18 protein-coding genes are annotated in these 25,130 nt (G+C 63.5%); 1 reads left to right on the forward strand and 17 read right to left on the reverse strand.

The features are described 5' to 3' along the window. The 14 genes from KA184_14915 to KA184_14980 all read right to left on the reverse strand — a co-directional run. Positions 1-711: class I SAM-dependent methyltransferase (locus KA184_14915; protein MBP8130866.1), on the reverse strand; the 711-nt coding region annotated here is incomplete at its 3' end. Further along, positions 708-1,535, reverse strand: coding sequence for a DUF502 domain-containing protein (locus KA184_14920; protein ID MBP8130867.1), 828 nt, complete (start codon positions 1,533-1,535; stop codon positions 708-710). The genes KA184_14915 and KA184_14920, both read right to left, overlap by 4 nt. Beyond that, a complete protein-coding gene (locus tag KA184_14925) occupies positions 1,504-2,772 on the reverse strand; it encodes an HlyC/CorC family transporter (GenBank protein ID MBP8130868.1) in 1,269 nt (422 codons plus the stop codon). Before KA184_14925 ends, KA184_14920 begins: the two co-directional genes overlap by 32 nt. After that, on the reverse strand, positions 2,769-4,166 hold the full coding sequence (locus KA184_14930) for an HlyC/CorC family transporter (protein MBP8130869.1): 1,398 nt from the start codon (positions 4,164-4,166) through the stop codon (positions 2,769-2,771). Before KA184_14930 ends, KA184_14925 begins: the two co-directional genes overlap by 4 nt. Positions 4,167-4,245: 79 nt before the next feature. Further along, positions 4,246-4,722: an rRNA maturation RNase YbeY gene (ybeY, locus tag KA184_14935; protein MBP8130870.1), complete on the reverse strand. Its 477-nt coding sequence runs from the start codon at positions 4,720-4,722 to the stop codon at positions 4,246-4,248. Next, the gene (locus KA184_14940) at positions 4,719-7,229 is read right to left on the reverse strand and encodes an HDIG domain-containing protein (GenBank protein ID MBP8130871.1); all 2,511 of its coding nucleotides are present in this window, start codon (positions 7,227-7,229) and stop codon (positions 4,719-4,721) included. Before KA184_14940 ends, ybeY begins: the two co-directional genes overlap by 4 nt. Beyond that, on the reverse strand, positions 7,226-8,230 hold the full coding sequence (locus tag KA184_14945; GenBank protein MBP8130872.1) for a PhoH family protein: 1,005 nt from the start codon (positions 8,228-8,230) through the stop codon (positions 7,226-7,228). The genes KA184_14940 and KA184_14945 overlap by 4 nt, the downstream gene beginning before the upstream one ends. A 76-nt stretch (positions 8,231-8,306) precedes the next feature. Then, on the reverse strand, positions 8,307-8,747 hold the full coding sequence (locus KA184_14950; protein ID MBP8130873.1) for a hypothetical protein: 441 nt from the start codon (positions 8,745-8,747) through the stop codon (positions 8,307-8,309). Between the two features lie 78 nt (positions 8,748-8,825). Beyond that, positions 8,826-10,121: a phosphopyruvate hydratase gene (gene eno / locus KA184_14955; GenBank protein ID MBP8130874.1), complete on the reverse strand. Its 1,296-nt coding sequence runs from the start codon at positions 10,119-10,121 to the stop codon at positions 8,826-8,828. Between the two features lie 64 nt (positions 10,122-10,185). Further along, positions 10,186-10,995: a hypothetical protein gene (locus KA184_14960; GenBank protein ID MBP8130875.1), complete on the reverse strand. Its 810-nt coding sequence runs from the start codon at positions 10,993-10,995 to the stop codon at positions 10,186-10,188. A 45-nt stretch (positions 10,996-11,040) separates the two neighbouring features. Then, positions 11,041-12,015: a peptidylprolyl isomerase gene (locus KA184_14965; GenBank protein MBP8130876.1), complete on the reverse strand. Its 975-nt coding sequence runs from the start codon at positions 12,013-12,015 to the stop codon at positions 11,041-11,043. Between the two features lie 171 nt (positions 12,016-12,186). Further along, positions 12,187-16,329, reverse strand: a complete 4,143-nt coding sequence (rpoC, locus tag KA184_14970; GenBank protein ID MBP8130877.1) for a DNA-directed RNA polymerase subunit beta' — start codon at positions 16,327-16,329, stop codon at positions 12,187-12,189. Positions 16,330-16,332: 3 nt separating this feature from the next. Continuing rightward, positions 16,333-20,193 carry a DNA-directed RNA polymerase subunit beta gene (gene rpoB / locus KA184_14975; GenBank protein MBP8130878.1) on the reverse strand — a complete coding sequence of 1,287 codons (3,861 nt, stop codon included), beginning with the start codon at positions 20,191-20,193 and terminating at the stop codon, positions 16,333-16,335. A 379-nt stretch (positions 20,194-20,572) separates the two neighbouring features. Further along, a complete protein-coding gene (locus KA184_14980) occupies positions 20,573-21,193 on the reverse strand; it encodes a M23 family metallopeptidase (protein ID MBP8130879.1) in 621 nt (206 codons plus the stop codon). 317 nt (positions 21,194-21,510) lie between these two features. Between KA184_14980 and KA184_14985 the strand changes: the two genes are divergently transcribed. Beyond that, on the forward strand, positions 21,511-21,993 hold the full coding sequence (locus tag KA184_14985; GenBank protein ID MBP8130880.1) for a CYTH domain-containing protein: 483 nt from the start codon (positions 21,511-21,513) through the stop codon (positions 21,991-21,993). 17 nt (positions 21,994-22,010) lie between these two features. Here KA184_14985 and KA184_14990 read toward each other — a convergent pair whose 3' ends face one another. The 3 genes from KA184_14990 to KA184_15000 all read right to left on the reverse strand — a co-directional run bounded on the left by KA184_14990 (position 22,011) and on the right by KA184_15000 (position 25,059). Continuing rightward, the gene (locus KA184_14990) at positions 22,011-23,246 is read right to left on the reverse strand and encodes a DEAD/DEAH box helicase (GenBank protein ID MBP8130881.1); all 1,236 of its coding nucleotides are present in this window, start codon (positions 23,244-23,246) and stop codon (positions 22,011-22,013) included. Between the two features lie 136 nt (positions 23,247-23,382). Further along, the gene (locus tag KA184_14995) at positions 23,383-23,826 is read right to left on the reverse strand and encodes a PaaI family thioesterase (GenBank protein ID MBP8130882.1); all 444 of its coding nucleotides are present in this window, start codon (positions 23,824-23,826) and stop codon (positions 23,383-23,385) included. Between the two features lie 3 nt (positions 23,827-23,829). Then, on the reverse strand, positions 23,830-25,059 hold the full coding sequence (locus KA184_15000; GenBank protein ID MBP8130883.1) for a 6-phosphofructokinase: 1,230 nt from the start codon (positions 25,057-25,059) through the stop codon (positions 23,830-23,832). Positions 25,060-25,130 lie beyond the last annotated feature (71 nt).

Raw genomic sequence — 25,130 nt, forward strand, 5'->3', positions numbered from 1 at the left:
ATCCTCCTGAGAGCGCGCGCCCGGCGCCTTCTTGATCGCCACGATCCCGGGCACGATCAGCAGCCGCGCGATGGGCGATGCTTGTTCGCGCCCGACAGGAAGCGCGCGCGCGCCGTGGTATTCTTTCGTGCGGTCAGACATTGCGACCTCGTCGATCCGTTCCTTCACGAAGCGCGGCAGCCCATGCCGTCCGTCCGGATGCCCATCGGCCCAGGCGGGCCAGTATCCGCAGCCCCAGTCCTCGATGCAATACCAGCCGCCGGGGCGCAGCCGCTCGTAAAACAGGGTTTCGTACGAGGCTTGCGTGGGCCCATATACGTGGGACGCGTCATCGAACACCACGTCCACAGGGCCGGCCCCAAAATGCGCCTCGATCGCCGTTCGCAAGAAACGCGGGTCATCCTGCGAGCCGATGGCGACGGACACGCGGTTGTCCGCGGCGTTCTTTCGCAGCCACTTGTACAACGCGCGCGGCGGTTTCCTGATGTCGACGCTGAGAATGCGCGCGGCGTGAAAATACCGCGCGAACAGGATCGTCGACCCGCCCCGGTGAATGCCCAGTTCGACGATACGCAACGGCGCGTCGCGTCTCGACCCGAGCAGTTCCTCATAGAACTTCAAATAATGAGCCGATTTCTCGACGGGAATGCACGCCCCCGTCTCGGCCGCGGCCTCCGCCAGCGTGCCGTGACGCACCGAGCCGTCGCTCATGGCGCGTCCACTGCCCCGGGGTCCGCGCCGACAAGAATGTCCACTTTCGGATCAAGCGCGCCGCCCGAGATGATGAGTTTCATGGCGTCTTCGACGCTCATGTCCACCGGCGTGATTTCGTCGGGCGAGAAGTAGAGCAGGAAACCGGAGGTGGGATTGGGCGTGGTCGGCACAAAGACCGCCGTGCGCGGCGCGCCGTGCACGCGCGCGACGGCGCCGTCTCCTTCCGCGGTGATAAAACCGACGGCCCAGATGCCGCGGCGGGGATACTCAACCAGCACTACTTCCTGGAACACGGCGCCGCGGCCCACGAACACGTCGCGCGTCTGTTGCACGGCGCGGTAGACCTTGTTAATCAGCGGGATCCGGTGCAGCACCAGTTCGCCGTAGTGGATGAGCCTGCGCGTGACAAGGTACCGCGCGAGAAGGCCCGTTGTCAGGAAAATCAGGATGGCCGTCAAAAGGCCCAGCCCCGGCGTGTATTGGACCAGCGTCAGAAACCTCAAAGAAGGAATCCGTTCTCCGAACTCGTTTCCATAGGCCACCACATAGCGAATGAAGCCCTCGAGCGCCCCCACGATACTCACGGCGGCCACCCACGTGATCCAGAGCGTCACGATGAGCGGCACCCAGACGAGCATGCCGGTAATCAAATAACGGCGCAAATGGAAGAAATAGCGGCGCCAGAAACCGAAAAAGCCTCGCTCGGAAGGTTCGCCATCGTTGCGCCGGATCCGTCTCAGCCGCGCCCGGCGCGGCGGCGCCGCGGGCGCGGGGTGCTGGCCGCCGGGGTCAGGCGTCTTTGACTTCTTTTTGCGCCGCATTGCTTCCTTCCCGCGGCAGCACCTCAAGCCGGATACTTGAAATGTGATGGGCCGCGCCCTCGAGCACCGTCACGCGATACCGGTCAAATTCGAGCACCTCGCCTTTCGCGGGAATGCGCCCCACGGCATGCATGATCCAGCCGGCGACGGTTTCGACTTCCTCGTCGCGCACGTCGAGTTCCATGGCCCGCGCCGCCGCCTCGAGTTCCATCCGCGCATCAATCACATAGGCATCCGGCCCGACCTTGCGGATGGACATGCCCACCTTGTCGAATTCGTCCTGAATATCGCCCAGAACTTCCTCGAGAATGTCTTCGATGGCAATCAATCCGTCTGTGCCGCCGTATTCGTCCGTGACGATCGCGATGTGCTGTCCGGCGCGGCGCATGGCTTTCAACAGGTCATCCAGTTTCATCGAGTCGGGTACATGCATCACGGACCGTACAAACCGGTCTATCGATTCGTTCTCCGGCGTCGCGTCCGTCAGCACGTCGAATGCGCTTACCACGCCCACGATCTCGTCGATGCTGTTCCCGTAGACGGGGATGCGCGTAAGGCCCGTGTCGGCGAAAAGCTGAACCAGTTCGCGCCGCGCCGCCGTGCGGGGCAATGCCTTCATGTCGATGCGCGGCACCATGACCTCGTTTGCCTGTTGCTGCTGCAGGTCGATGACCGAATGGATCATCTCCCGCTTCTCGGGTTCGAGCGTACCATGGTCCGCGCTTTCATCGACCAGCGACCGCACGTCCTCGACTGAGCTCATCAAGAGGCGGATATTGCGCACGCGCGTCTCGTCGCCGATCAGGCCGCGGAAGGGCCTGGCCAGCCACGTGATCGGCGTCACGAGAGGCCAGAGCAGGAACGCAAAAGCGCGCACAAGCGGCAGGAACAGCAGGGCCAGCCGCGTGGGATGTATGCGGAACATGCTCTTGGGCACTACTTCCGCGAAAATGAGGATGATCGGCGTGACCAGGAGCGCGGCGATGCTCGGGTTCGTCAGTTGCGTGAACGCAAAGGTGCTCGTCACCAGGGCCAGATTCGTGCCAATAAGCAGAAGCGTCAGCATATGGTCCGGCCGCTCCATGAACCGCAGGAGCGCGCGCGCGTTCAGGTTCTTTTCCTTTTCAGCCAGATAACGCACGCGGATCGGATTGCAGGCCACGAACCCCGTCTCATAGCCCGCAAAAAACGCGTTCAGCAACAGAGCCATAAAGAAAACGAACACCGTCGTAATCACGTCTGCTGCACCTCCTCGGTTCGTGCGGGCACCTTGATCAAGACGCGCGCTACGCGCTTGCGCTCCATCGTCTCCACCGTGTATTGCACACCTTCGTGCTCGACCTGGTCCCCCGCTTCCAGCACTTTCTCCGACAGGTCCATGAGAAAGCCCGCAACCGTCGTGTGCTCCTCGTCGCGGACGGGGATGCCCGTCAATTGCTCGAGTTCATCGAGCGGCAGGTTGCCCTCGACGCGATACAGTCCTTCGCCGACCGACTCGTAGTGCGGCTTCTGTTCGAGCGCTTCCTCCCCGATTTCCCCGACAATCTCGCGCAGCGCGTCCTGCAGCGTCACCAGCCCTTCCGTGCCGCCGTATTCGTCCACGACGATCGCAAGGTGCATGTGCATGCGCTGCGCCGTCTTGACGAACGCGGCGATAGACATGGTCTCCGGCACGAACAGCGGCTTGCGCAGCAGCGGCAGAATCGGGGCGCCGGTCTGGCCCGAGGTGAAGCCCGGCAACAGGTCTTTGGCGTACAGCACACCCGTGATGTGGTCGAGATTGTCGCGATACACGGGCATGCGCGCATATTCATGCTCGCGGAAGAGGTCCAGCGCCTCGCCGACGGTCGCGTCATCCGTCAGCGCAATGACGTCAGGCCGGGGAATCAGGATGTCGCGCACCATGACCTGGCCGAAGTCCAGAATACCCTGGATCATGCGGCGTTCATCCTCCTCGATCACGCCCACCGCCTCGCCCTCGGACAGGAGCGACTTGAACTCCTCGTCCGTCATGAACGGGGCAACACGCACGCGGCTGAAGCGCGTAACGCGAAACAAGAAACCCGTGAGAAGGATGATGCCGTCGCGCACCGGCGCCAGAATCCGGTCCACCAGGAAAATCGGGACCGCCGCGGTGCGGGCAAAGGCTTCGCTCTGCCAGACAACAATGATCTTGGGGAGGATCTCGCCAAACAGGACAAGGATGGCCGTGCTCAAAAACACGGCCACAGCGTACGCCGCCGCCACCGGTGCGCCCGTGAATACCGAACTGAAAAGCGCTTCCAGGCGAGGCGCGAGAACCACGCTCAAGAGCACGTTTACAATCGAATTGCCCATGAGAATAGTCGTGAGCAGATTGCCGGGGTGATCCAGCAAGTGCGCCGCGAGGCGGCTCAGCAGGTGGTCGCTCTCGCGCATGGCCCGCACACGCAGCTTGTGCAGCGAGAAAAACGCCACTTCCGTCGCCGAGAAGAAGGCGGAACAGGCCAGCAGAAAAAGAGAAAGCAGAATACGTTCCGGAGGGAAATGCGCGGACAGCGTTTCGCCGGAAACGGCGGAATCCACGGCCGGGGCCGCGGTCTCCGAAGAGGACACGGAACCGCCCACCGCGTTAACCAATAGCAGAGCCACAGCCACCCACAATCCGGTGACCACAAAGACCGCCACGGGCGAACGGGCGGAGCCGGATGGCTTAGGTCGGGCTGCGTCGCTAGTGTCTTCCAAGGGTACTTGCACCTCCGCGCCGCCTGACGCGTTCGCGCCGCAGATACCGCGCTTCCCGCGCGGCCATGGCGTCCGCCTGCGCGCATGTCGCATGATCATGCCCCAGCAAGTGCAGCAACCCGTGGCAAAACAGCAGCCGCACCTCCGCCCGCGCCGCCACGCCGTCGCCTCGCGACCGGCGCATCACCGTTTCGAGGGAAATCACGATGTCGCCGAGCGTGCGCGCGCCGTCCGGCTGCGGGACGTCCTGCCCGAATGACAAGACATCGGTGGGGCCGCGTTTCTTGCGGTACGCCCGGTTCAGACCGGCGATTTCGGCGTCGTCGCAAAAGAGCACGCTGACCTCGACCGTCCCCGTGCGGTTCTCGCCCGCGCAAACGCGCTCCGCAAGGCGCAACAGCACATCGCGCCGGTACGCCCTCTTGATCCGCGACTCGCTGCGAATGTCCAAGCGCACCTTCATCCCGCGCCTCCCGGCATCCGGATGATGTTCTGCGCGTCCTTGTCTTTCTTCATTTCCGGGTACGCAATACGCGTGTGCGACGCGCTGAGCACACGCTGCGTGAGCAGTGACGCAATCACGTTCAGGTCTTTCATGGTCAGGCCGCACTCGTCAAACTGGCCGTCGGCGGCCCGGATCGCGATGATCTTGTCGATGAACTCGCGCACGCGCTCTTCATTGGGATTCTTGATCGAGCGCACACCCGACTCAACCGCGTCGCAGATCATCAGGATCGCCGTCTCCCGGCGCTGCGGCTTCGGGCCGGGATAGCGGAAGTCCGCCTCGCACACTTCGCTGTGTTTCTGTTGTTCCTTCGCCTGCTGGTAGAAGAACCCGATCATTGTCGTGCCATGGTGTTCAAGGATGCCGTCGATAACCGGTTTCGGCAGGTGATACTCGCGCGCAAGTTCGACGCCGTACAACACGTGCGCGGCGATCGCGCGCGCGCTGAGCCGCGGCGTCAGCTCGTCGTGAATGTTGAAGCCTTTCTGGTTCTCCGTGAAGTATTCCGGCCGCCGCATCTTGCCGATGTCGTGATAATAAGCGCAGACGCGGGCCATCAAGCCATTCGCGCCCACCGCCTCAGACACCGCTTCCGCGAGTTGCCCCATCATGAGCGAGTGCGACCATGTCGCGGGCACCTCCATGGCGAGGCGGCCCAGGACCTCGTTGTTCAGGTCCGAGTATTCAAGCAACTGTATGTCCGTGGTGATGCCGAAGAGCCGCTCCAGCGGCGAGAGCACGCCTGGCACGAGAAACAGGCACAGGAAACCGTTCAGCCCGATCAGCAGCAGGTGCCGCGCCGCCGCCTCGCTGAAGACCGAATCCGTCGCGAGAATCAGCGCAAGCATCGTAAGCAGGCCGGCGAAAGTCGCCTTGAGCGTCGCCGCCGTCATGTCGCTGCGCCGGCGCACCTTGAAGATGCTGAACACGCCCGCCAGGGACATGCCCATCGCGAGCACCGCAACACGCCAATCGTAGCCGTACTGCGCGGAGACGAGTCCCGCCACCACCACCGTGAAAAGCGCCGCGAGACGGACGTTGATGAGTATCGCATAGAGGATAGCCGCGGCCGCCACCGGCAGCAGAAAACCGGACGGGTCGAAGTAGTACGCTATGCGGCCCGCGAGCAGGATGCCGCACAGGAGCAGCAATCCAACGTAGAGTTGTTTGTCCTGTTCGGCAGGCGATTCGGCCCCAAACAGCGTGATGGCGCGGCGCAGGCATGCCAAGGCAAGCAACCCGAGAATCACGTGCGCGGCAATCGTGGTGTGCAGACGCGCGGCCGGCCGCTGATGAAGCTGGAGCTTTTCCAGGTAGGTGCGGACGTCCGACCGCGATTGCGCCGTCCAACGTTCGCCCTCATCCTGGATGATTTCATGGGCCTGGATCTCTTTCATGACCGGCTCTACGGCATTGCCGGCCTGCTGGCGCGCGTTCCGGGTGGCGTCTTCGTCCAGGTACAGCGTGTCCGACAGCGCGGGCGCGGTCACCGCAAGGGCGGCGTCACTCAATTTGCCCCAGTCGAAATCGGGGTCTCCCTGTTCGCGCGCGAACAGCTTGGCGGAATTCTCCAGCCGCTCGCCAAGCAATTCGGCGGCCTGACTCGGATTCGGAACGGAGGCCAGCGCCTGCTCGTCGCTGAGTTGCTGGCCCGCGGCGGCGTCATCGCGCAAAATGACTACGCGCCGTTCCAGCAGGTCGGGCGCAAGCTCGGCGTTTCGAACGCCTTGGCTCAGGACAAACTCCAGGTCCTCCCGCGCCATGCGCGCCAGCGCTTCGCCCGCGCCGAAGGAGAACGGCGCACTGGTCTCGGGGTTCAGCGCGACGACCTTCCTCGCTTCCGCCGCCCCGGTCTCGCTGTTCGCCGCCTCTTCCGGCTCCGCGAATACGCGGTCCGGAAGCGAGAACAGGTCCGGCGTCAGCCAGGACGCCAGCATGGCCGGCTCCGGCGCATCGGGCGGCAGCGCGTCCGGGCCAAGCCCCGCGATGTATTCCGATACCGCGGCGGCTACCACCTCCTTCGGCGTCTGCGCCGACGTAGAAGCACGCAGCCCTGCGAGTATCCGGGCCGACACGCCGGGCCAATGCGCGCGAATCGCGGTTATCCGCTCCTCGACGCGCGCCAGCTGCTCGCGAACGCGGTCCCGCCGCACCCGATACGTGTAGGGCACTTTCGCGGCCGCGGCGGCGCGCGCCTGCTCCGTCTTCTCGAGGTCCACCGATTCAAAGAAGAACGCCGCCTGAAACCGCTCCGTTGATACGATTTGCTTGTCGATATTGCGGTCCAGGCTTTGGGGTTGCTGTTCGGGCACGCGCGTTACGGCAAAGACAATCACCACGAGCGCCGCGCCCAGCGCTGTGCGGCGCAGATACCGCTCACGCGCGCGACCTGAGTCGCCATTGGCGGACGCGCGCTGCGCGAATGCGCCCAAACGCGCTTTTTTCTGGGCGAAGCGGCCGATCATGAAGAGGTTCCCGTGCCTTTCAAGGCGGCCTGATCCGGCACGGTTCCCGCCTGGTCCGCGCGGTCGGCTTCATAGGCATCGATAATCCGCTGCACGAGCGGATGGCGCACGACGTCCTCTTTCGTCAGGTGAACGATCCCGATGCCAGGCACGTCGCGCAGGATGCGCCGGGCTTCAATCAGCCCCGACTTCGCGCCTTTCGGCAGGTCGATCTGCGTCACATCACCCGTGATCACGGCGCGGGAACCCTTGCCCAGCCGCGTCAGAAACATGAGCATCTGCTCCGTGGTAGTGTTCTGCGCCTCGTCCAGAATAATGAAAGCGTTATCGAGCGTGCGTCCGCGCATAAACGCGAGCGGCGCCACCTCGATGCGCTCCTGGTCCAGCAGCCGGCGCACCCGCTCCAGGTCCACCATCGAGTATAGCGCGTCGTAAAGCGGCCGCAGGTAGGGGTTGACCTTCTCCGCAATATCGCCGGGAAGGAATCCGAGGTTTTCGCCCGCTTCCACGGCGGGCCGCGTCAGCACGAGGCGCATGACTTCTTTGTTCAAAAGGGCCGAAACCGCCGCCGCCATGGCCAGGTACGTCTTGCCCGTCCCCGCCGGGCCAATCGCCAGCGTCGTCTCGCAGCCCTTGATCGTGTCAAGGTAATACCGCTGCCCATGCGTGCGCGGCCGGATGGGCATGTCATGGCGCAAGACCGCGTGCCGATGCGACAGCACCTCGCCCACCCGCGCGTCGCGCCCTTGGCGCAACTCTTCGAGCGCGTAGGTAATGTCGGCCAGCGTCGGCGTATGCCCCCCGCGCACCGCTTCCAGGAGGCCGGTAAGCAGGCCCGCCACCGACGGCGCTTCTTCGCTGTCGCCAATCACGACAACCTTCGCGCCGCGGTCCACAATGCGCACGTGCGTTTCCGCCTGGATGCGTTTGCGCAACTCCCCGTTATTGCCGAGGAGTTTGACTGCCTCTTCTTGACTATTCAGTTGGATTTCGTGGTTCAGGTCGCGTCTGCGTCCTTCTGTTGCATCAACCCGCCGCTCACTCTGACAGCGCAGCGCATGCAGCCGGGGCCCGCGTTCAGGGGCCAGGCGCCATGGGCGCCTCGACGGGCGGCGTTATTGAGGGTCCGTCCTCGCCGCCGCGTTCCGGCGCCGGCGTGGGCGCGTCCAAGGCCACCCCGGGGGGCGAAGACACGCGCGCGTCCGGCTGCGGCTGCACGGGCGCCCCCTCCGGCGCTACGCGGATCTGATAGGCGGTCTCGCCCGGTTTCAGGTAGTTCCCTTTTTCGCGAAGTTCCTTTTCAAACGCAAAGGGGTCCGATTGCAGGAAATGAAGGTAGGCTTCCGCGCGTTGTTCCTCGGTGCGCACTGCTTCCAGTTCGGCGCTCTTGCTCTTCGCCTCTTCTCTGTTCCGCTGATGGAGCGCGCGCCGTCCCTCGAGTCCGCGCCAGTGAAACGCAGACAACGCAACGCCCAAGCCCAACACGCACACGTAAACCAGCAAGCGAATGCCCTTCATAGCACCACCGTTGGGGCTTCCGCCCCATTTGTTGCCTTCTTCCTTCTATTTTCGCGCAATGCGCACTCTTTTGTAAACCTATTTCTTCGCCCGCTTGAATGCCCCGGCGCCCAGATACACCGCCTGGCCGCCCAATTCCTCCTCAATCCGCAGCAACTGGTTGTATTTTGCGACCCGGTCGCTGCGCGAGGCCGACCCCGTCTTGATCTGGCCGGCATTGATGGCCACGGCAATGTCGGCAATCGTGGCGTCTTCTGTCTCGCCGCTGCGGTGCGAGATCACCGTGGCATAGCCGGCCCGGTGCGCCATCTGGCAGGTGTCCAGGGTTTCAGTGAGGGTGCCGATCTGGTTCACCTTGACCAGGATCGCATTGGCAACACCCTCGCGAATGCCGCGGCTCAAGTATTCCGTATTCGTCACAAACAGGTCATCGCCAACGAGTTGCAACTGGTCGCCCAATTTGGCCGTCAGCTTGGCCCAATTGGGCCAGTCCTCCTCGGCCAAGCCGTCCTCCAGCGATATGATCGGATATGCGCCCGCCCATTCCTCCCAGAAAGCGACCATGGCGTCGGCGTTCTTCTTGGGGTCCTTCTCGGCTTCAAGCCGGTACTCGTTCTTGTCCCCCTTATAGAAGCTGCTGGCAGCGGCGTCCAAGGCGATCCAGACATCCTTCCCCGGCTCGTACTTGGCGGCCTCAATCGCCTCCAAAATGACCTTGACCGCCTCGACGTTCGAGGTAAGGTTCGGCGCGAACCCGCCCTCGTCGCCTACGGACGTGTTCAATCCTTTCTTCTTCAGCACTTTCTTGAGCGAATGAAACACCTCGGCGCCCATGCGCAGCGCTTCGCGGAAAGTCGGCGCGCCCGCGGGCACCACCATGAACTCCTGAATATCGACATTATTGTCTGCGTGCTGGCCGCCGTTCAGGATGTTCATCATGGGAACGGGCAGCGTATAGGCGTTTGTGCCTCCAATATAGCGATACAGCGGCAGGTCCAGGTACGCGGCCGCGGCCTTGGCCGTCGCCAGCGAAACGCCGAGAATGGCGTTCGCGCCGAGCTTGCCCTTGTTGCGCGTGCCATCGAGTTCGCAGAGTCTGCGGTCGACTTCGCGCTGGTCCAGCGCCTCGGCGTCGGTCAGCGCGCCCGCGATGATTTCGTTCACGTTCGCGACGGCCTTCTCGACCCCCTTGCCGAGGTAGCGTTTCTGGTCGTTGTCGCGCAATTCCACGGCCTCGTTAACGCCGGTCGAAGCGCCCGAAGGCACGGCGGCGCGGCCCATGACGCCGCTCTCGAGGTAGACATCCACTTCCACCGTCGGATTCCCGCGGGAATCGAGAATCTCACGACCTTGAATACCCTTGATTCGTGTCATGTTATGCAGCTTCCTTGTGGTTAAGGCCGCCGGCCGCACGCCTCTCGCCGTGCGGCGCCGCGGCTCAGTTTTTCCAGGGGAACAGCAGATCGCGGAGGCCGCGATTCAGGTAGTCGTCTTCCGCATCGTTAAAATCCACAGCCGCATGCGCATGGGCGGCCGCGGGCTTCCCCCGCGCGTCCCGCGCAGCGTATTTGCGCGACAGCATCTCATAGGCGCTCGAGGCCAGCACGACGGCCACGGCGGGCGCCAGCAAAAAGAAGATCGGCGGCGCCAGCGAAATGACCATCAGCAGAATAAACCACGGCGCGAGACCCAGCGCGTAGAAAGGATTGTCGAGCACGAGCAGCGCGCTCAACTTCAGCGTGGCCCATACGCCGGCGCGCTTCTGTACAAGCGCCGGCATCGCCAGCAGCGACACGAGAAAGACAAAGACCAGCCCCCACAGCGCCGCCGCGCTGAGGCCGTAGCCCAGCCACGGCGCACGGGCGCGCAACTGGTAAGCATAGAACACCGCACTGGCGCCCAGGCAGCATGCGGCGGCAAGCAGGCACACCCCCACGCCGGCCGCACGGCATCCGTACAAGCGCAGGCCGGTGAAAAAGGCGCGTACGGCGCCGTCGCGCGTGTCGATGAGCTCCTTCACCATGTGGGCCAGGCCGGCGGCGAGCACGGGCCATACGACGCCGAGCGTCACGCCGAGCAGCGGTATGCCCAAATAGAAGGCCACGGCCAGGTCCTCACTCAAGAACGCGCCAAGAGCGAGACTGCCCGGCGCCAGGAGCACGAGCGCGATACACACATTCACCACGAGCAGTTTGCCGAGGTGATCATAGGCTACCCAGAATGTCATCTTGAGTGCACGTCGCAACATGGCGCCGCCAAAACACGCTGAGAGGGCATGCGAACCGGCCCGGGCTCACAGAAAGACGCGTACGCGGCTGCGCTTGCGCAATTCCGCGATCCACTTCTGGTACCGCTCGTCCGCGTACCGGGAACGCAGCAGCGGCTCGATGTCCGTTCGCGCTTCCTCGAAGGAGGCCAGACCCGCGCCCTCCTTCTCTTCCACTTTCAGCAGTTGGAAACCCCACTGGGTCTCAATAATCTCGCTAATGCCGCCTTCCGCGAGCGCAAAAGCCGCGTTCTCCAGTTCCGGCACCAGGTCGCCGCGGCTGACCCATCCCATCAGGCCGCCATCCGCCGCATCCGGTCCCTCGGAGTACTGTTTCGCCAGTTCGGCGAAGTCCGCGCCGAGCCGGGCCTCTTCGGCAACGGCCTCGAGCCGCGCCTTTACCCGCGCCCGTTCCGCGGCATCGTCGCCCGCACTCAGAAACACGCGCCGCAGCTTGACCCGCTCCGGCCGGGAGAATGCGTCTTGATGGTCCTGGTAGTACTGCCGCGCGTCGGCCTCCGAGATAACCGCTTCCTGCTCAAACGTCCGGTGTTTCTGAACCCCCACCGAGATAGCCATGATCTGTTTGCGCAGGCTCTCGCGGAAATCGCTCATCGATTCGCCCGCGGTTTCCAGCACCCGGCGGAACTCTTCCGGCGAGTTGTAGCCTTGGACAATCTTGTCCAGCCGCTCTTCCACGTCCTTGTCCGTCACTTCGATCCCCGCCAAAAGCGCTTCCCGATACAGGATCTTCCGCTCAATGGCCGTATCGAGCGCCTCGCGCACGGCTTTCTCCCGGTCCTGTTCGAAGGAAGTGGAAGAAGCCGCTTTCAGGCGCAGGTCCTCGAGCAGCGGAGTGATCTCGCTCAAGACCTCGCTCAGCAGAATCACTTCCGTGTCCACCGTCGCGGCGATCTGGTCCACAAGTTCGGCGCGCACCGGCGCACCCGCCGCCACAACAGCCGCGAACGCCAGCACTACGCAACCCCATCGCATTTTCACCTTACGCAACCTCCCAGCATCTTGCGCGCGCCGCCACTCTCACGGCAGGACACGCCGCACCAGCCGAATAGGATAGCACACGTTTCCCTCACCGCGCCAAAGTGCGCATCCGCCGGCCAAGCGCGGGCGAACCGCCGCCCGCCCGCGCCGCCCGGCGTGTTTCCAGGGCGTTCAGCCCTCGCCGGCTGCTTCGGCTACGTCGCCTGCGCCAGTGTCTATCGTGAGTTCGTCGCTGTAATCCTGCAATTCCGCGACCTTCAGCACCGGTTGCGACTTCTGATAATGCGGACTGCCCGTGCCGGCCGGGATCAAGTGACCGATGATCACATTTTCCTTCAGCCCGGCCAGATGGTCCTTCTTGCCGCTGAGGGCCGCGTCAGTAAGCACGCGCGTGGTCTGTTGGAACGAGGCGGCGGCAATGAAGCTCTCCGTCGAAAGCGCCGCTTTCGTGATGCCCTGCAGCACCGGCTCGGCTTCCGCCGGGCGCCCGTTCTTCCGCTGCGTCTGCTCGTTGACCTCGGCGAAGCGGATCTTGTCCACTTCCTCGTGGGCCAGGAACTGCGTGTCGCCCGGATCGTCTTTGATGCGCACCTTGCGCAGCATCTGGCGGATAATCACCTCGATGTGCTTATCGTTCGTGCGCACGCCCTGCAACCGGTAGACCTGCTGCACCTCATCGAGCAGATACCGGCGCAGCGCGTCTTCTCCCTGCACCTCGAGGATGTCCTGCGGGATGACCGGGCCGTCGGTCAGCCGCTGCCCGGCATAGACGCGGTCGCCCGTCTGCACGTTCAGATGCTTCCCGGGCGGAATCGTGTAATCGCGCTCTTTGCCGACCGGCGGGACCACCTTGAGGCGACGCATGCCCTTGACCGTGCCGCCCAGTTCGACGATGCCGTCGATGTGGCTGATTACGGCCGGGTCTTTCGGCTGCCGCGCCTCAAACAACTCCGCTACGCGGGGCAGACCGCCCGTGATGTCTTTTGTCTTGCTGATCTGGCGCGGGGTTTTCGCCAGGATATCGCCCGCGCGCACCTTCGCGCCGTCCTCGACCAGCACGTGCGTCTGCTGCGGCACCGTCGCGAAGGACAACACCTCGTCTTCCTTGCCGAGAATCGTGATCTGCGGGTGCAGGTCCTGCTTGTGCTCCGTGATGATGCGCTCCTCGAGACCCGTGTCCGGGTTCGTCTCGACGCGCATCGTCACGCCCTCGACCATGCCCTCGAGCCGCACCGTGCCGGACGCTTCCGCCATAATCGAAACGTTGTAGGGGTCCCAGTGATACAGGACCTGGCCCTTGCGCGCCTTCTGGACATCGTCCACATACAGAATACAGCCCGTCGGGACCGCATATCGGTGCAGTTCCTTGCCATCCTGGTCCAGGATGCCGATTTCGCCGCCCCGGTTGACGACGACCCGGTTGTTTTCCCGGTTGACTGCCGTGCGCACGCTGCGGTATTCAACCGTGCCGCCCTCGACCGCCTTCACCTCGCTGCTCTCGACTTGGCGCGTCGCGGCGCCGCCGATGTGGAACGTGCGCATGGTCAACTGCGTGCCCGGTTCGCCAATGGACTGCGCCGCGATGATGCCGACGGCCTCGCCCATTTCCACCAGCTTGCCTGTCGCCAGATTGCGCCCGTAGCACATGGCGCAGACGCCGCGCTTCGCCTGGCACGTCAACACGGAACGAATCTTCACGCCCGGCAGGCCGTATTGCGTGAGGAGCCGCGCCTTCTCCTCGGTAATCTCTTCATTCGCGGCGATGACGGGCTCCGCCTGGCCCGGAACCATGATGTCGTCAAGGACATAGCGCCCGACAACGCGCTCTTCGAGCGGCGCGATCACTTCCGCGCCGTCCATGAGCGGTTCGACCCACACTCCGTTCAGCGTGCCGCAGTCGTGTTCCTCGATGGTGACGTCCTGGGCCACGTCGACGAGCCGGCGCGTCAGATAGCCGGCGTCCGCGGTCTTGAGGGCGGTATCCGCGAGGCCTTTGCGCGCGCCGTGCGACGAGATGAAGTACTCGACCACGGTCAGTCCTTCGCGGAAGTTCGAGGTAATGGGCGACTCGATGATTTCGCCCGACGGCTTCGCCATAAGCCCGCGCATGGCGGCGAGCTGGCGAATCTGCGACTTCGAACCGCGCGCCTTCGACTGATACATCAGGTGGATCCCGCTGAAGCCCTGTTCATGTTCCGACATCGACTTCAACATGGCCGCGGCCACGGATTCCGAAGCAGCCGTCCACAAGTCAATGATCTTGTTATACCGCTCGCCTTCGGTGATCAGCCCGTTCTGATACTGTTCGTCGATACGCTTGACTTCGTGCTGGGCGGCTTCAACGAGCTTCCTCTTGTCCGGCGGCACGATCATGTCATTAATGGAGATGGATACGCCCGAAAACGTGGCGTACTTGAACCCGACTCGCTTGAGCGCATCGAGCAGTTCCACCGTCTTGGAATGGCCGTGACGCTTGTAGCAATTCGCGATGACCTTCCCGATGGTGCTCTGGTCATGCTCCTGATTCACGTCTTTCAAGCGAATCTCCGGCGGCAGCCCGTCGCAAAGCAGAACGCGGCCCACCGTCGTGTCGACCAGCTTCCCGTCTTCATCGCGGACTTTCACCGTCGCGTGAATATCCACCTTGCCGGCCGCGTGGGCCATGATTACCGCGTCCAGGCTCGGGAAGACCCGGCCCGGGTTCAGAATCTCGCCTTTCTTGCCGGTCCATTCCGGCTTCCATTCGCCCTTGGCGCCCGCGCGGGCCCGCGTCATCCACGCGATACCCAGAACGATGTCCTGCGAGGGCGTAACGATCGGGCTGCCGTCGGAGGGCGAGAAGATGTTCGACGACGCCATCATCAGCAAATGCGCTTCCAGTTGCGCCGCGGGCATTAACGGCACGTGCACGGCCATCTGGTCGCCGTCAAAGTCGGCATTGAACGCGCGGCACACAAGCGGGTGAATGCGAATAGCCTTTCCTTCGATGAGCACCGGCTGGAACGCCTGAATTCCCAGACGGTGCAACGTCGGTGCGCGGTTCAGCAGCACCGGATGGTCCTTGATGACCGCCTCCAGAATGTCCCAGACTTCCTCGCGGCCCTGCGTGATCTGCTTCTTGGCCGCCTTGATCGTCGTGGCCAGGTCGCGTTCCTTGAGCTGGTGAATGATGAACGGCTCGAACAGTTCGAGCGCCATCGTCTTCGGCAGACCGCACTGATGCAGTCTGAGTTCCGGCCCGACCACGATCACCGAGCGGCCGGAATAGTCGACCCGCTTGCCGAGCAGATTCTGCCGGAACCGGCCCTGCTTGCCCTTGAGCATGTCGCTGAGCGACTTGAGCGGCCGGTTGCCGGCCCCGAGCACCGTGCGGCCATGCCGGCCGTTATCGAACAAGGCGTCCACCGCCTCCTGCAGCATCCGTTTCTCATTGCGCAAAATGACCTCGGGCGCGCGCAGTTCGATGAGCCGCTTCAGCCGGTTGTTGCGGTTGATAACCCGGCGGTACAGGTCGTTCAGGTCGCTGGTCGCGTACCGCCCGCCTTCCAGCGGCACCAGCGGGCGCAAATCCGGCGGAATCACGGGGATCAGGTCAAGGACCATCCAGGCCGCATTGTTGCCGGACTTGCGTAGCGCCTCGACTACCTTCAGGCGCTTGATCGCCTTGGCGCGCGCTTGCGCGGAGCTGGTCTTCGCAAACTTCTGGTGCAATTCGGCGCTTAACGCATCAATGTCGATTTCTTCCAGGAGCTTCTTGATCGCCTCGGCGCCCATTTTCGCCACGAATTCGCGCTTGTGCTCCGGATTGTCCGAGTATTGAGCCCGCGCGTCCTGGTACTCGTCCTCCGTGAGCATCTGCATCTTCTCGAGCTTGGTGTCGCCCGGATCGATGACGATGTAGTTCTCGAAATAGATGATTCGCTCGAGCGCGCGGATGGACAAGTCCAGCAGATTACCGATGCAGCTTGGCGTCGTCTTGAAAAACCAGATGTGGGTTACCGGCGAGGCCAGCTTGATATGGCCCATCCGCTCCCGGCGCACCTTGGACTCCGTGATCTCGACGCCGCAGCGGTCGCACGTGATCCCGCGGTGCTTGACCTTCTTGTACTTGCCGCAGCCGCATTCCCAATCCTTGACCGGACCGAAGATGCGCTCGCAGAAGAGGCCGTCTTTTTCGGGTTTGAACGTGCGATAGTTGATGGTTTCCGGTTTCTTGACTTCGCCGCGAGACCATTTCTGGATCTCTTCCGGCGAAGCCAGCCGGATGGATAACGCATCAAAGCGGTCGCCCGTTGTGGGTATATGTTTGGCCACGGCTTAGTCCTCCGTACCTTCTTCTTCACTTTCAGCTTCGGTAACGCTCTCGACGCGGACCAGCTTGATCACGTCGAGGCACAGAGCCTGCATTTCCCGCACGAGCACGTTGAAGGATTCCGGCGTTCCGGCCTCCACGTCGCGCTCGCCTTTCACGATGGCCTCATAGGCCTTCGTGCGGCCCTGGATATCGTCCGATTTGATGGTCAGCAACTCTTGCAGCGTATAGGCGGAGCCGTAGGCCTGCAATGCCCACACCTCCATTTCGCCGAAGCGCTGGCCGCCGAACTGCGCTTTGCCGCCGAGCGGCTGCTGGGTCACCAGCGAATACGGCCCAATGGCGCGCGCGTGGATCTTGTCATCGACCAAGTGGTTCAGCTTCATGATGTAGATCTGGCCCACGCAAGTCTCCTGATGAAACACGTCGCCCGTGCGCCCGTCGCGCAGCAGGATCTTGCCGCTCTCCGGCAGCCCGGACTTGCGCAGGTGATCGCGCACCACCGATTCCGATGCGCCGTTGAACACCGGCGACGCCACGCGCATGCCCAGCGCCTTGACGGCCCAGCCGAGGTGCGTCTCCAGGATCTGGCCCACGTTCATGCGCGACGGCACGCCCAGCGGGTTCAAGATGATCTGGATGGGCGTGCCGTCCGGCAGGAACGGCATGTCCTCCACCGGGACGATCTTCGCCACGACGCCCTTGTTTCCGTGCCGGCCGGCCATCTTGTCGCCGACGGACATCCGCCGCTTCGTCGCGACGAACACTTTCACCAGCTTGATGACGCCCGGCGGCAGTTCATCGCCCCGGCGCAGCCGCTCGATCTGGCTGTCGCGGAAGGCAACCAGCTTCGCCTCTTCCATGGCGGCCATGTTTACCAGACGCGTGAACTTCGCCTGGATTTTCGGGTCTTCGACGCGCAACCGGGCCAGCACGCTGTAGTCCGTCTTGTCCAGATGCGCGACGCGGATGCGCTTGCCCTTTTCAAGCGCCATCTGTTCCGTCTTGTGGTCGGGCACGTCATCGAGGATCTTCAAGCCGATAAGGTCGTCGCGCACCAGGTTCACGAACTGCGCCCGGATTTCGGCGATACGGTCGTCATACTGGCGCTTGATTTTGCCCACCTCGGTCGTCAGCGATTTCTTCGATTGCGCATCCGCGGCCTTGTCGCGGCGGCTGCACACCTTCACATCGACGACCACGCCCTCGGCGCCCGGCGGCACCGTCAGCGACGCGTCCCGGACGTCCTCGGCCTTTTCGCCGAAGATAGCGCGCAGCAGTTTCTCTTCGGGGGCAAGTTCCGTCTCGCCTTTAGGCGTCACCTTGCCCACCAGGATGTCGCCATGCCGTACCTTCGCGCCGATGCGCACAATGCCGTCCTCATCCAGGCTCTTGAGCGCGTCCTCGCTCACGTTCGGGATGTCCCGCGTGATTTCTTCCGGACCAAGCTTGGTGTCGCGCGCCTCCAATTCGAAGACCTGGATGTGAATCGAGGTGTACACGTCGTCCTTCACGAGGTCTTCGCTCAGAATGATCGCGTCTTCGAAGTTGTAGCCTTCCCACGGCATGAACGCGACCAGCACGTTGCGGCCCAGCGCCAGTTCGCCCTTGTCGGTGGCCGGGCCGTCGGCGATGATGTCGCCCGCCTGCACGTGGTCGCCCTTGCTCACGATGGGGCGCTGGTTGATGCACGTGTTCTGGTTTGACCGCATGTACTTCTTGAGCACATAGACGTCTTCTTCGGCGCGGAAGGGATTGGCATCTTCCTTCGCGGACTTCTTCGTGTGCTTGACCCGGATGACTTCGCCGTCGGCGTACTCGACGACGCCCGAGCGGTCCGCGCGCACGACGGTGCCCGAGTTCTTGGCGACCACGTGTTCGAGGCCGGTGCCCACGAGCGGCGCCTCGGCGCGCAGCAGCGGCACGGCCTGGCGCTGCATGTTCGAGCCCATCAACGCGCGGTTCGCGTCGTCGTGTTCGAGGAAGGGAATCAACGCGGCGGCCACGCTCACGAGCTGCTTGGGCGACACGTCCATGTAGTCGACCTTCTTCGGGTCCACGAGCGGAAAGTCGCTCTGATGACGCGCCAGCACCAGGTCGCGTTCGAAGCGGCCGTGTTTGTCCAGGGGCGCATTCGCCTGCGCGATAATGTAATTGTCTTCGTCGTAGGCGGAGAGCATTTCAATCTCGCCGGTCACCTTGCCGTTTTCCACCTTGCGGTACGGCGTTTCGAGGAAGCCGTACTCGTTGATCCGCGCATAGGTGGAAAGCGAGGCCATAAGCCCGATATTCGGGCCTTCCGGCGTCTCAATCGGGCAGATGCGGCCATAGTGCGTGGGGTGCACGTCGCGCACCTCAAACCCGGCCCGCTCGCGGCTGAGGCCGCCCGGCCCCAGCGCGCTGAGACGCCGCTTGTGCGTCAGTTCCGCCAGGGGATTGATCTGGTCCATGAAGTGCGAGAGCTGACTGCGCCCGAAAAAGTCCTTGATAACCGCGCTGACCGGTTTCGGGTTCACCAGGTTCTGCGGGGTCAGCTGCTCTTCATCCTGATAATTCATCCGTTCGCGAACAGTGCGTTCCATGCGCACCAGGCCAATGCGCACCTGGTTCGCGAGCAGTTCACCGACCGCGCGGACACGGCGGTTGCCGAGGTGGTCGATGTCGTCCAGCACCCCTTCGCCGCCCTTCAGCCGCACCAGGTATCGCAACGTCGCGATGACGTCTTCCTGCGTCAGCGTCTTGTTATCCTGCGGCACCTGCAAGCCGAGTTTCCGGTTGATCTTGTAACGGCCAACCGCCGCGAAGTCATAACGGCTCGCGTCAAAGAACATGCGCTGGAAAAACGTGCGCACGGTTGCGTCCGTCGCCGGGTCGCCGGGCCGGATGCGACTGTAAATGTCGCGGAACGCATCCAACTGCGTCTGAGTCTTGTCCTGGGAAAGCGTCTGCACGATACTCGGGTCGCGGAAAAGGTCTTCCGCGTCGATCAGCGTGATTTCCTTCACCGGCGATTGCATGAGGCGGTCGACGGTCGAGTCCGTCAGTTCCGTCGCCGCATCCGCGAGAATCTCGCCGGTTTCCAGGTCTATGGCGTCCGCCGCCAGTACGCGCCCCACCAGGTCGAGCGGTTCGTGCTGCCGCGTGCCAATCTTGACGCGCGTGCGCCCCAGCGTCGCAGTCTCCGTCCTGTAGAAAAGCCGGATGACATCTTCTGCTTCCTCCGTGCCAAACGCGCGCAGGAAAGTGGTCGCCAACACCTTCGACCGCCGGTCGATAGTGAGCCACAGGTAGTCGTTCACGTCATATTCGAATTCAAGCCATGCCCCGCGATACGGGATGATGCGGGCGGACAACAGGGGCTTGCCATTCTGATGGATCTTCCGCTCGAAGGACACGCCCGGCGACTTGTGCAACTGACTGACGATGACGCGTTCCGCGCCGTTTATGATAAACGTGCCGGTGGGCGTCATGACGGGCAGTTCGCCGAGGAAGACCTCTTGTTCGATCATCCCCTGCTCACGCGGTTCGCTCGAAGCGTCCTGCTCGTGATAACGGACCAGACGGAGTAACGCCTTCAGCGACGCGGCGTATGTCATCCCGCGTTCCTGGCATTCCTGAATCGTGTATTTCGGCGGCGTGAACGAGTAATAGACAAACTCGAGCTTGGTCATTCCGTCCGGCGATTCGATGGGGAACACTTCATGGAATACTTCCTGGAGCCCCGTGTTCGCACGTTGGTCGGGCGGCACGTCCCACTGAAGGAAATCACCGTAGGACTTCGTCTGAATCTCGATGAGGTCCGGCAGGTCCAGGGTGTCCGGTATCCTGCCAAGCAACGGGCGTCGTTCAGAAAAGGCAACAGCCATGCGGAGACTCCTATAGCTACGAGGTTGCGGCCAAGACGTTTCCGACTCTGCGCATCTTACGTCTAGAAGGGAAACAGATCTCCGGGAAGACAGATCTCCCCTATGGAGCAGGATGAAATTCTAGCAAGAACAACGCCAATTGTCAAGTGTCATGCCACCTTTTTCTTCCCTCCTCCGGAAAAAACCGTCCAACCCGCCGCCTCACCGGCGCCGCGGAAGGGTCTAACCATCCGGGCCGCCGCATCCTTCCATCCGTTCGTCCTCACCCGGCGCCCGCCTAGGACCGCCCTTCAGAGGCGCCCACAGCGGAATCAAGAACCAACACCAAGGTAAACCCCAAGGCCGCGCCGTCTCCCCGGCCGAGTTCCCAAGCCCCGCCTCACGCAGGCGGCAAGTATGAGGCCGGGTCGACTGCCTTGCCCTCGATGCGCACCTCGTAGTGCAAGTGCGGTGTCGTTGCGCGGCCGGTGCGACCGATCTGCCCCACCCGGTCGCCTTTGTGCACCGCGTCGCCGACCGCCACAGTGCGCGTAGACAGATGCGCATACGCCGTGGCGCGGCCATTGCCGTGGTCCACAACGACAATGTGCCCGTAACCGTCCTGCACACCCGACAGGGTTACGACCCCGTCCGCCGTCGCTACGACCGGCGCCCCAAACGGCGCCTTGATGTCTATCCCTCTATGTAGCCGGGACTTACCGCCGCCGATCGACCGGCGCGCGCCATAGGTGGAGATAACCTTGCGGTCTGGGTGGTCGACGGGCCAGCCTTCCGGCGTGCTGACCGCAGGGACAGGAGCGGGCTCGGGCGCTTGCGTCGTGGGCGCGGCATCGGGAACACGAACCAGTCGAGGTTCAAGATAATAGAGGTAAGGCGCGGGGGGCCTTGCGGGGACCATCGTTGTCCGCGTCACCTCGCGGTGCCCCGCGCAACCCGACAGGACTGAAAACAACAAACACACCCCCACAATAACACTCCCCCGCGCCGCGCCAATTCGCATGCTTGGGCTCCTTCCGCAAAAAGTCCCGTCCTCGCACCCGGAAGAGGTCCACCCGCCGTCGCCGCCGCGGCCGCTCCCGCACACAGCGTGTCCTTCAGCCGTTACACGCATGCTCTGGGGTTAAACAGCCGGCCTTCGCCGCCAAAGACAAAAAGTATAGCAGTTCCGGCTGCGGATTTCGACTTTTGCGCGGGCAGTTTCGAGTGGCATGAATCCATGCATGAGCCGAGAACATGCAAGCGGCTTTCAGCATGGGGTAGATTATCCGGGACAGTTGTCCGATTCTCGGGAAAGCTCTCTGTCGAGGGTCGTCCGCCATGGGCAAGGAAATCGAGCGCAAATTCCTGATTGCGGGGGACACCTGGCGCACGGGTGCGCGCGGCGTTTCGTGCCGTCAGGGGTACCTGTGCGTCGGGCCGCCGGTCGCCGTCCGCGTACGGGTCATGGGCGGCCGCGCCACGCTGAATATCAAGAGAGCCACGCTCGACATCACGCGTGACGAATTCGAGTATCCCATCCCGGCTGAGGACGCGGAAGCGTTGCTCGCCGGGCTCTGCCAAGGCTATCTGGTCGAGAAAACCCGGTATCGTATAGCCTTCGGCGGTCATGTGTGGGAGGTCGATGAGTTTCACGGGCTCAACGCCGGGCTGCTGGTGGCCGAAATCGAACTGAATACGCCGGACGAGCCGTTCGCGCGGCCGCCATGGGTCGGAAGCGAGGTATCCGGTGACCCGCGCTACCTGAACTCGAGCCTGACTACGCGGCCGTATTGCCAATGGTCGGCCGCCGGCCGCACGTAACGCGCCCGCACCTTCGCCTACCGGCGCCGGAAAAACCCGCGCGCGCGTTTGACCGTCGCCCCGTGCCGTTTCGCGCCGCGCGCTTCCGTCGCCTCTTCCGCGCGCACGCCGGGCGCATGCCAGGTCGAGAGCACGGGCGGCGCGCCCTCGTAAGCGTGACGCGGCAGGTTGGTTCCAAGTACGCGCTCGATATTCTCCAGTTCCGCGTGCTCATTCGGGCATACGAACGTGATCGCGTCGCCTTCGCGCTCCGCGCGGGCCGTGCGCCCGATGCGGTGGATGTAATCATCGGCGTTGGTCGGGATATCGTAATTGATGACGTGGCTGACGTCCTCGATATCGAGGCCGCGCGCGGCCACGTCCGTGGCGACAAGCACCCGGTAGCGGCCGTTGCGGAACCCCTCAAGCGCCTGTTGCCGCTGCCGTTGCGAGAGGTCGCCGTGGATCACGGCCACCTTCAACCCGGCCTTGCGCAGCGAGAGCCCCAGGCGGTGCGTGCGCGTCTTCGTGCGCAGAAACACGATCGCGCTATCGACCGTGTCCTGCCGCAGGATGTCGACGAGCAGGCGCGACTTGTCTTCCTGCCGCACGGGATAGAGCAGTTGCCGCACGGTCTCGACAGGCATGCGAACCAACCCCACGTTGATGCGCTGCGGGCCGCGGGTAATCTCGGCGGCGATACGCTGGAGATCATCCGGAAACGTGGCGGAGAACATCATGGTCTGGCGGTCCCGCGGCAATTGGCGCACGATACGCTGGACATCCGGCAGGAACCCCATGTCGAGCATGCGGTCCGCCTCGTCGAGCACGAGGATCTCGAGATGGTTGAAACGGACCGCACCGCGGCCCATGTGGTCCAGCAACCGTCCCGGCGTAGCCACGATAACGTCGGAGCCCGCGCGCAAGGCGTCGGTCTGCGGTTGAAAACCGACGCCCCCGTACAGCAACGCCACCTTCAATTGCAGGGCCTTCCCCAGTTCCTTGACGACCGAATGCACCTGGACCGCAAGTTCGCGCGTCGGAACGAGCACCAGCATGCGGCACCGGCGCGGGGTGCCTCCTGCGAGGCGCGTCACGGCGGGCAGCGCGAACCCCAGGGTCTTGCCGGTGCCCGTTTGCGCCGTGGCAATGAGGTCCTTGCCCTCGAGCGCAGGCGGGATGGCTTGTTCCTGAATGGGCGTGGGCGTCTCAATACCCATCGCGTCCAGGACGCGCAGGCACCGGGGCTCCAGGTCAAAATCCGAGAAGGTCATGGAACATCACTACCGCACGACGCCGGGTACACCCCCGCAATCGGCCCGTCTTGTTGCCAGTATCTGCATTGCATGCGTTGACAAGTATAATTCAGGCGCCGCCGCGCTGTCGAAGCGCCCTCGCGCACCGGAACCGTCATTTCTCCTGCCGCAGCACGTTCATCGTGGTGGCGGCCGTGGCAACCACGTTCCCGTCCGCGTCGCAGGCCGTGCCCTCGAGAAACACCATCGTGCGCATGGCCGCGCGCAAGCGCGCCTCGACCGTGAACGCGCGGCCATCCGCGGGCAAGGACCGGATGTACGCCAGATTCAGGGTCACGCTGGCGCAGGGGCGCTGGACTTGGAGGAACGCGAGCATACCGAAGACAAAATCGAAGGCCGCCGCGATTATGCCACCCTGCAGCATGCCCATCGGGTTGGCGAACCGCTCCTGCGCGGGAAACGCGCACGCCGCCGTGTCCGCGGCAGCCGTGTCGAGGAATTGCGGGCGCAATTCCTCGACAATCCGCGGCGGCAGGGCAACGCTTGTTCCCATGCCCCCGCGCAGCTTGTCATAGATATCGTCCCAGGTTCCGCTCACGTATCAGGCCTGGATCTTCCGGACCTTCGGCGCGGCAATCCGCTCGATCGCCGGCATCTCGCCGGCCAGCGGGCGGCAGTACTTGACGAACGCCTCAGTGATTCCGTTGCCTTCGCTATTGATGAACTCATCCGGCATCTTCCGGACTTTCGCCGCCACGTGCTCAAGCGGGACTAGGTCGTATTCAATTGCGTAATCGCCGATACGCCGCAATACGACCGAGCCGTCCCGGTTGTGCCAGATGGCGTACTGCGCGGCCTTCTCCCCGACTTCGCGCGCCTCGAATTGGTCCACCCGGCTCACGCAGCCCACGAAACTGCGCTGCGGATAGCCCAGCGTGTCCGCGCGCACGCGCTTGATGCCGGTGCCTGCCTTCACCCACTGGCTGAGAAGGTCGCCCAGTGCGCCCGTACCGGACAACTGGATGTGGCCGAACGCGTCCGTCTCTTGCGCCTGGTTCTTCTTGCTCTCGGCGATCAGCTTGGCGATTTCCTTGCCGTTCTCGTCCGGCACGCCTTCCGACACGGCCACGACGCAGCGGCCGTACTTCTTGTTGACCGCCTCCACATCTTCGAGGAACTTCGCGCGCACCAGCGGGCGCTCCGGCACGTAGACCAAGTGCGGGCCGTCGTCCGGGTATTTCTTCGCGAGAACCGACGATGCGGTGAGGAAACCCGCGTTGCGCCCCATCACAACGCCGATGTATACGCCGGGTAGCGCGCGGTTGTCGAGATTGACCCCCGCGAACGCCTGGGCCACGTATCTGGCCGCTGACCCGAACCCGGGGCAGTGGTCCGTCAGGACCAAGTCGTTGTCAATGGTCTTCGGAACGTGGATCACGCGCAAGTCATATTGCGCGTGGTTCGCTTCCTGATTGACGATATGGCACGTTTCCGCGCTGTCGTTGCCGCCCACGTAGAAGAAATAGTGAATACCGTACTTGCGGCACACTTCGAAAATCGCGCGGCAGTCCGCCTTGTCCGGTTTGTGGCGCGTGGACAACAGCCCCGAGGACGGCGTGCAGGCCACCGCTTCCAGGTTGTGCGTCGTCGCTTCGGTGAGGTCGAGGAATTCCTCGTCCATGATGCCGCGCACGCCGTGCAGCGCGCCGTACACGTGTGTGACCTGCGGGAACTTTCGCGATTCGAGCACGACGCCGACCACGCTCTGGTTGATCACCGCCGTGGGGCCGCCGCCCTGGGCCACGAGTACCTTGCCTTGTAGTGTTGACATACCGCGTCTCCTTATCGGGCATGGGAATCCCTTGGAGGGCCATGAGGGGTTGCCATAATAGGCGCGTTATT

It is taken from the genome of Candidatus Hydrogenedentota bacterium (genome assembly GCA_018005585.1).
Taxonomy (GTDB): Bacteria; Hydrogenedentota; Hydrogenedentia; order Hydrogenedentales; family JAGMZX01; genus JAGMZX01.